The following is an 8,004-nucleotide window of genomic DNA, read 5'->3' on the forward strand; positions in this document are numbered from 1 at the left end:
TCTTAAATCGTATCCATCACCCTTACTTCGTTTCGTTTAAAAATGACCAAACCAATAACGAGCAAGATACCAACACTAAAAACTGAAACCAAAAGAGGTAACAAAGAAAACGCCGGAGAGCCAAAAAAAGCATATCGGATCGTCTCAATGGCAGGTGTCAGTGGATTTAGCCAAAACAGCCATTTCCATTCTTCGGGAATAATCGTACTCGGGTATACCACCGGCGCTGCAAACATGAATAAGCGTAAAACAAACTGCAACACGGTATCCAGATCTCTATATTTAGCTGTCGCAATACTGATAATCAAACCAGCACCAAATGCAAATCCAGCACACAATAGTAAGCTGACGGGAAGCAACACAACTGCGCGATTTACACCGAGGTCATAATTAAGCATATAAATTCCGTAAATGGCCACAAAAACTGATAACTGGATCATCATTCGGAAGCTGCTAGTAAGCACCTGGCTTACCGGGACCGTCAATCTGGGAAAAAAGACCTTGCTAAAAATATGCGCATTGTACTGAAACGTGCCCATCGTACCATTTAAACACTCCGAAAAATAATTCCATAGGATAACACCTGGCAAATAAAATAAAAGGGGTGGAACATTATCCGTACTAATCCGGGCAACCCGGGAGAAAATCAACACATAAGTCAACGTAGTAAGCAACGGTTGCACAATTACCCACAAAGGCCCTATCAACGTCTGTTGATAGCTCGCAAGCAAATCTCTTTTGGAAAACCGGAGAATCAAATCCTTGTAATGAAATAACTCACGGATGCCAAATCTGAACCAGGGTTGCTTTGTTTTAACCTCCCAATCCCACATTGTTATCGTATTATAATGTTAAATTTAATGGCCATCGGATGATCAACAATTAGATGCCTAACATGCGAAACAAAAATATTACGATTTCAAATGACTTGCACGTATTGTATTGATAAAAAATTAAATACGTAGCATTTCTGCTACATAGACATAACCTATAAACCAGTTGTTGATGCAACTTTGTCATTCTAATTAACTAAATCAGCGGACGATTTGCAGACCAGCAGCTGATTTTTTATATTCGTGACGGTTGGATGCAGCCATTTCGTCAGCGAAAAATGTGCGGTACATTTTTTGACCATGGAGAATACAAAAGGCATAAAAGCAACGATACAAAAACATATTAAAGAAGATATTATGATGAGTTATTGGATTATTTTCGGCGGCATCATGTTGGTCAGCATGATCGTGCAGTGGCGCTTTAAAAGCAAGTTTAAGAAATACTCGGAAACGCCGTTAAGCAGCGGTATGACCGGCCGGGATGTTGCGGAGAAAATGTTGCATGACCACGGCATTTACGATGTGCAAATTATTTCGGCACAGGGCCAGTTGAGCGACCACTATAATCCCGCAAACGGGACCGTGAATTTAAGTCCGGAAGTTTACAGTGGCCGTAGTGTAGCTGCGGCAGCTGTTGCAGCTCACGAATGCGGACACGCCGTTCAGCACGCAAAGGCATATTCGTGGTTGCAGTTCCGTTCGGCAATGGTACCCATTGTAAGCGTGGCCTCAAACTTGGTCACCTGGGTATTGATGATCGGTGTGCTGATGATGGCATTTTCAGGCAATCCATATGTATTGGCCATCGGCGTAGCCGCCTTGGCAATCACCACATTATTTAGCTTCGTAACGCTGCCGGTCGAATTCGACGCCTCCAGACGGGCGCTGGCATGGTTAGACAACAAAGGCATTACCCACAGCACGGTGGAGCACGATGGTGCGAAAGACGCCCTGTGGTGGGCAGCTATGACCTACGTCGTGGCAGCGTTGTCGTCTCTGGTGACCTTGCTTTATTACGCGAGCATGCTGCTCGGAAGAAGGGATTAAAATCTCTTTTCCTAATCCAGTTTAGGTGGGTCCGCCCCGATCAATTCGTGGCGGGCTTTTTTATGATAGATTTCGTAGCTTTGCAGCTCATTGATATTTAGATAGCAACGGACAATGTTTCAGAATTTACAGGATAAGTTAGACAGAGCCTTTAAAGTACTAAAAGGTCAGGGAAATATTACCGAAATCAACGTAGCGGAGACGATGAAGGAAATCCGCAAGGCGTTGCTCGATGCCGACGTAAACTATAAAACGGCCAAAGCATTCACCGATGAAGTGAAGCAAAAAGCACTTGGGCAAAATGTGCTGACCAGCATCTCACCGGGGCAATTGCTTACCAAGATCATGAACGATGAGTTGACCGCGCTAATGGGCGGCTCAGCCACTGACTTGGATTTATCGAAAAATCCAACAGTTATCCTCATCGCCGGTCTGAATGGCGCAGGTAAAACCACATTCTCAGGTAAACTTGCAAAATACCTCAAAGAGAAAAGAGGCAGAAAACCCCTGCTTGTTGCGGGCGATGTATACCGTCCGGCAGCGATCGACCAACTGGAAGTGCTTGCACAGCAGGTAGATGTTCCTGTATATACCAATCGGGAATCGAAAGACCCCATCGGCATTGCTCAAGCGGGTGTGACCGAAGCCAAGCAAAAAGGATACAATGTCGTTATCGTCGATACAGCCGGCCGTTTAGCCATCGATGAGGCATTGATGAATGAAATATCGGCCGTAAAAGACGCCACCCAGCCTCATGAAATCCTCTTTGTGGTGGATGCGATGACTGGTCAGGACGCAGTCAATACGGCAAAAGCGTTCAATGACCGACTCGATTTCACCGGTGCGGTACTTACCAAGCTGGACGGTGACACACGTGGAGGCGCGGCTCTCTCCATCAAATCGGTGGTCAATAAACCCATCAAGTTTATCGGTACAGGGGAAAAGATGGACGCGCTCGATGTCTTCCATCCCGATCGGATGGCCTCCCGTATTCTGGGTATGGGCGACGTAGTCTCGCTCGTTGAACGTGCGCAACAACAATTCGATGAGAAAGAAGCCGCAGAATTGCAGCGAAAAATCCGCAAAAATAAGTTCGACTTCAACGATTTCAAGAACCAAATCCAGCAAATCAAGAAGATGGGCAATATGAAAGACCTCATGGGTATGATCCCGGGGGTAGGTAAGGCCATCAAAGATGTGGATATCGATGACGATGCCTTCAAGCCTATCGAAGCGATTATCAATTCCATGACACCTTACGAACGTGAAAACCCCGATGCCATCGACCAAAAACGCCGTGCACGCATCGCCAAAGGCTCAGGCACCGATTTGGTGGAAGTGAATAAACTGATGAAGCAATTTGGCGATATGCGCAAAGTGATGAAACAGATGTCCAATCCGGCAGCAATGGCCCGCATGATGCGTGGGGCACCCAAGATGCCAATGGGGCGGTGATTTACTATCGGCCTTCAGCAGTCGGCTATTAGTTATCGATCGTAAGCTGACAGCTCACGGCGCAACTAATAAAATTTTCCTTACCTTTGACTTATGGATGACCCGGGACAGTTAACCGAATTTGGCAAAATACTCATCATTGGAGTAATGGGCGCCTTATTGGTATTGTTAACGCTCCTTTTGGGCAAAATCATTTCCCCCAAAAACCCCAACCCTGCAAAACTGAGCACCTACGAATGCGGTGAAGAAGCTATGGGCAGTTCGTGGATTGCGTTCAATCCGCGCTTTTATGTCATTGCCCTGGTATTCCTATTGTTTGACGTGGAAATGATTTTCATCTTTCCATGGGCTACGGTCTTCGGACGCCCAGAGTTAATCGCCGCAGACCCACGTTGGGGATGGTTTACACTGGCTGAAATGGCTGTCTTCATCGGTATTTTAGTCATCGGTTTGGTATATGTATGGAGAAAAGGCGATCTGGAATGGATAAAATCACGCACCGTCCTACCTCGTGTGAACGTAAATATACCCAAGTCGGCTTACGATAAGCTGAACCGCGAACCGCATCGTGTCCGTGAATTTGAACCACTGGTAGCGGGGTCTCCAAAAGCTGCCCCACCCCAAAGTGATGGAACCGAAATAAAAAAACCGGCATTTAAACCGATGTTCAGAAAACCAGGGGGCATATCGTCATGAGTATCAACAAACAACTGGAGAGCAACGGCGTGGTGATTGCCAAGCTGGACGACCTGCTCAATTGGGCGCGGCTGTCGTCTATGTGGCCCATGAGTTTTGGAATAGCTTGCTGTGCCATTGAAATGATGGGTTCAATGGCTGCTACCTATGACTTGGACCGTTTCGGTGTGTTTCCACGTCCCTCGCCCCGGCAATCGGATGTAATGATCATTGCCGGCACGGTGACTTTTAAAATGGCCGACCGTATACGGCGTTTGTACGAGCAAATGCCCGATCCCAAATATGTAATTTCCATGGGATCCTGCGCTAATTGCGGTGGCCCTTATTGGCAGCATGGTTATCACGTAGTTAAGGGAGTAGACCGCATTATTCCTGTGGATATTTATGTACAAGGATGTCCTCCCAGGCCTGAGGCGCTTATCGGTGCCTTTCTCGAATTGCAAAAAAAGATCGAAACCGAGCACATTATCGGCGACAAATTGCAACCCAAGCAGGCTTGATCTTAAAAACTATTTCAACCTTATATGGCAAAAGACTTTTATGGTGAACTACAGTTAGGCGTCCTCGGCGGCGGGCAGTTAGGCCGCATGCTCATTCAGGAAGCCATTAATTTCAATGTAAACGTACACATTCTTGACCCCGACAAAAATGCTCCCTGCCGCAATCTGTGCAACCGTTTTGTCAATGGGCCGCTAAATGATTTCGATACGGTATACGCATTCGGCAAGGGGCTGGATATGGTAACCATTGAGATCGAGAAGGTCAATGTAGATGCCTTGGAAAAGCTGGAAGAGGAAGGTGTTTTGGTCTATCCGCAATCCCGCATCATTCGCCTGATACAGGATAAAGGACTGCAAAAACAATTTTTTAAGCAAAATGACATACCCACAGCTCCTTTTCAGTTGATCTCATCCAAAGAGAACCTGGCGACCGCTTCGATCTCGTTGCCTTATATTCAAAAACTTCGCAAAGACGGTTACGATGGCCGGGGAGTAAAAAAAATCATCAACGAGTCCGATATTGAATCGGCCTTCGAAGCACCGAGTCTCATTGAGCAATGGATTGATTTCGAAAAGGAATTAGCAATCATCGTTTCGCGTAATGACAACGGCGAGGTGGCTACCTTCCCCTGTGTGGAAATGGAGTTCAATCCAGAGGCAAACCTGGTGGAATTTCTTATATCGCCCTCTACCCTACCCTTTGAAATCCAACAACGGGCGGATTTGCTAGCCAAAAAAATTGCCGAAGACCTCCAAATCGTCGGACTACTGGCTGTGGAGCTATTCCTGACCAAAGACGGAAGGTTGCTGGTAAATGAACTTGCTCCCCGTCCGCATAACAGCGGGCATCAAAGTATCGAAGGCAACTTTACCTCACAATTTGCACAGCATTTGCGGGCGATATTTAACCTCGCGCCGGGCAACACGGCCACTCGTACCAACGCCGTAATGGTCAACCTCCTGGGCGAAGCGGGTCACGATGGATTGGCGCGCTACGAAGGGATTGAAGAAGTTTTAGCTATGGAAGGTGTATATTTACATCTGTATGGAAAAAAATACACTAAACCTTTCCGGAAAATGGGCCACGTTTGCGTGGTTAATGAAGACCGCGAAGAGGCTATCCGAACGGCAAGAACGGTACAGCAAACGATGAGGGTAATTACCTGAGAAGTAAAAAAAGTAAAAAGTAAAAAGTCATGACGACACATAACTTGGCGGAAGTAGGCATCATTATGGGATCGAAATCGGATTTACCCGTTATGCAGGATGCCGTGGAGATATTAAAGCAATTGGGCGCACGCGTGGAAGTAACCATTGTGTCGGCTCACCGAACACCGGATCGCATGTTTGATTATGCCAAAACCGCCGCTTCACGCGGCCTTAAAGTGATCATTGCCGGTGCCGGCGGCGCAGCCCATCTGCCGGGCATGGTGGCCTCCATTACGCATTTGCCGGTTATTGGTGTACCTGTCAAATCATCCAATTCCATCGACGGCTGGGACTCAATACTCTCCATTTTACAAATGCCAAATGGCATCCCTGTTGCAACCGTGGCACTCAATGCTGCCAAAAATGCCGGCATCCTTGCTGCACAGATGCTAGCTATAGCAGACGAACAACTTGCACAGAATTTATTGAATTTTAAGGCAGAGCTGGCTCAAAAAGTAGTCGAAAATGCACAGGAAGTAGAAAAAGGGTTGGTGTAAAATCGTTGCATCCGTGCCATTCGCACTGCGCTCAATCCAGTAACTTTTCGAGTTCTTGTCTGCTTATCCTAAAGACTGTGCCATGCCGGATACCCTGGGGCATATTCAGTTTTTCCGACCAAACCATATGGAAGGAAACGACCATCGCTCCCACGGATAATGCAGGGATCGCGCATCAACATACCCTTGCTAAGCACGGGTTTCAGAAACGATTGGTCGTTATTCAGATTCATCGGCTTTTTACGTCATACCTTCGGGATTCGATATCCGTTGTGATAATCGGCCGCCAGTAGTTTGTTCGCTGCATCGCTGCTGAACTGTCCTTTCTGCGCATTCCAGTATATCTTTTCACCTGTACGATACGCAATATTGCCCATCTGCGAAAAGATGGCAATGTGTGCGCCTGCTGTGACCGGTGCATTCAGTGCTTCCAGTCGCCGGGAGCGTACCACCTCGATAAAATTGGCGGTATGCATGTCTAGCCCATTGTCCTTGCTTTTCTGAAGCGGTACCGCCTCCATCCGTTCCCCTTCGGGGATCACTTCCCATCCACCGCGATCTACCACCAGGGTACCGAAATTACCGATGAAAGCCACACCGTGATTACGTCCATAAGGGCCTCCATCGATGCCATTAGCATGTTCCCATTGCACCGTGAAGTCGTCAAATTCATACACTGTGGTCAGCGTATCCGGTGTTTCAGCAGCGTCGTTGGGATAGGCGAATTTACCTCCCGTGGCCATAATGGATTTGGGAGTTGTCGCCTTCATACCGATCAATGCAAAGTCCAGCATATGTACGCCCCAATCGGTCATCAGTCCTCCGGCGTAATCCCAAAACCAGCGGAATTCGAAATGAAAACGGTTCGGATTGAATGGCCGTTCCCTGGCAGGCCCCAACCAGCGGGTATAGTCCACTCCCTCGGGGGCGGGCCCATCGGGTTTGACAGGAATGCTTTTCATCCATCCCTGATACGCCCATGCCTTGACTAAGCGAATTTTACCCAGCTTGCCCGAATGCACAAAATCCATTGCATCCCGGAAATGCTGTTGGCTGCGCTGCCACTGCCCTACCTGCACCATCCGGTTATATTTTGCAGCCGCTGCGACCATGGCGTTGCATTCTGCAATGGAGTTACCCAAGGGTTTTTCTACGTATACATCCTTTCCAGCTACACACGCATCTACCATAATCAGGCAATGCCAGTGATCTGGCGTACCGATAATTACGGCGTCCACATTGGGATCGGCCAATAACTCTTCGTGTTTTGCATATAACTTGGGCGTGATATTCCGTGTTTTCAATTCGCCTGCCCGCTTATTTAGCACATTGGCATCTACATCGCAAAGTGCCGTGCATTGTACGCCGGGTACCTTTAACATCGAGTTCAGATTGGACCACCCCATACCATTCGCACCGATTAACCCCACCCGGATTGCTTTCTGTTGCTGCGTTCCGATTGAAAATGTACCGGGGAATGCCTTAGCTGCACCAGCGGTCGCTGCCAACGTTGTCATTGTGCCCAAAAATTCTCTTCTGCTTGTTTTCATAATTCAATATCCCATTGGTGATTAGGCGACTAAGATAAGAAAAATCCCTAACACCGATCACATGAAAAAGCTCTCGATTTTTCAATCGGGAGCTTTCATCCAACTAAACAATCAACCGTTACTGTCAAGTAAACCCGGGCATTTCAGCCCGAGATTCTCACAGAACCGTGCGTAAGCGTCTCCGCTTACACGGCTCTTATTATCTAACCTTTTGTTA

Annotated in this window: 9 protein-coding genes; 6 read left to right on the forward strand and 3 right to left on the reverse strand. The window is 47.4% G+C overall.

Annotated elements, in window-relative coordinates; translation table 11 throughout:
• Window positions 1-2: 2 nt before the first annotated feature.
• Window positions 3-833: an ABC transporter permease gene (locus BMZ56_RS14430; protein WP_090627873.1), complete on the reverse strand. Its 831-nt coding sequence runs from the start codon at window positions 831-833 to the stop codon at window positions 3-5.
• A gap of 357 nt (window positions 834-1,190) precedes the next feature.
• On the opposite strand from BMZ56_RS14430, the gene BMZ56_RS14435 reads away from it, so the two are divergent.
• The 6 genes from BMZ56_RS14435 to purE all read left to right on the forward strand — a co-directional run bounded on the left by BMZ56_RS14435 (window position 1,191) and on the right by purE (window position 6,237).
• A complete protein-coding gene (locus BMZ56_RS14435) occupies window positions 1,191-1,880 on the forward strand; it encodes a zinc metallopeptidase (RefSeq protein ID WP_090627935.1) in 690 nt (229 codons plus the stop codon).
• Between the two features lie 114 nt (window positions 1,881-1,994).
• Window positions 1,995-3,335, forward strand: coding sequence for a signal recognition particle protein (gene ffh, locus BMZ56_RS14440; RefSeq protein ID WP_090627875.1), 1,341 nt, complete (start codon window positions 1,995-1,997; stop codon window positions 3,333-3,335).
• Window positions 3,336-3,428: 93 nt separating this feature from the next.
• A complete protein-coding gene (locus tag BMZ56_RS14445) occupies window positions 3,429-4,031 on the forward strand; it encodes an NADH-quinone oxidoreductase subunit A (protein WP_090627877.1) in 603 nt (200 codons plus the stop codon).
• Entirely contained in the window at window positions 4,028-4,531 is a 504-nt protein-coding gene (locus BMZ56_RS14450; protein ID WP_090627878.1) for an NADH-quinone oxidoreductase subunit B, read from the forward strand. The genes BMZ56_RS14445 and BMZ56_RS14450 overlap by 4 nt, the downstream gene beginning before the upstream one ends.
• A gap of 24 nt (window positions 4,532-4,555) precedes the next feature.
• The gene (locus tag BMZ56_RS14455) at window positions 4,556-5,698 is read left to right on the forward strand and encodes a 5-(carboxyamino)imidazole ribonucleotide synthase (protein ID WP_090627880.1); all 1,143 of its coding nucleotides are present in this window, start codon (window positions 4,556-4,558) and stop codon (window positions 5,696-5,698) included.
• 29 nt (window positions 5,699-5,727) lie between these two features.
• Complete coding sequence (purE, locus tag BMZ56_RS14460) at window positions 5,728-6,237, forward strand: 5-(carboxyamino)imidazole ribonucleotide mutase (RefSeq protein ID WP_090627881.1); 510 nt, start codon at window positions 5,728-5,730, stop codon at window positions 6,235-6,237.
• Between the two features lie 68 nt (window positions 6,238-6,305).
• Here the strand turns inward: purE and BMZ56_RS25630 are convergent, their stop codons facing one another.
• Both BMZ56_RS25630 and BMZ56_RS14465 read right to left on the reverse strand, forming a co-directional pair.
• On the reverse strand, window positions 6,306-6,470 hold the full coding sequence (locus tag BMZ56_RS25630; RefSeq protein WP_177195145.1) for a hypothetical protein: 165 nt from the start codon (window positions 6,468-6,470) through the stop codon (window positions 6,306-6,308).
• A 12-nt stretch (window positions 6,471-6,482) separates the two neighbouring features.
• A complete protein-coding gene (locus BMZ56_RS14465; RefSeq protein ID WP_090627882.1) occupies window positions 6,483-7,787 on the reverse strand; it encodes a Gfo/Idh/MocA family protein in 1,305 nt (434 codons plus the stop codon).
• Between the last annotated feature and the right edge of the window lie 217 nt (window positions 7,788-8,004).

The organism is Parapedobacter indicus, assembly GCF_900113765.1.
GTDB classification, from domain to species: domain Bacteria; phylum Bacteroidota; class Bacteroidia; order Sphingobacteriales; family Sphingobacteriaceae; genus Parapedobacter; species Parapedobacter indicus.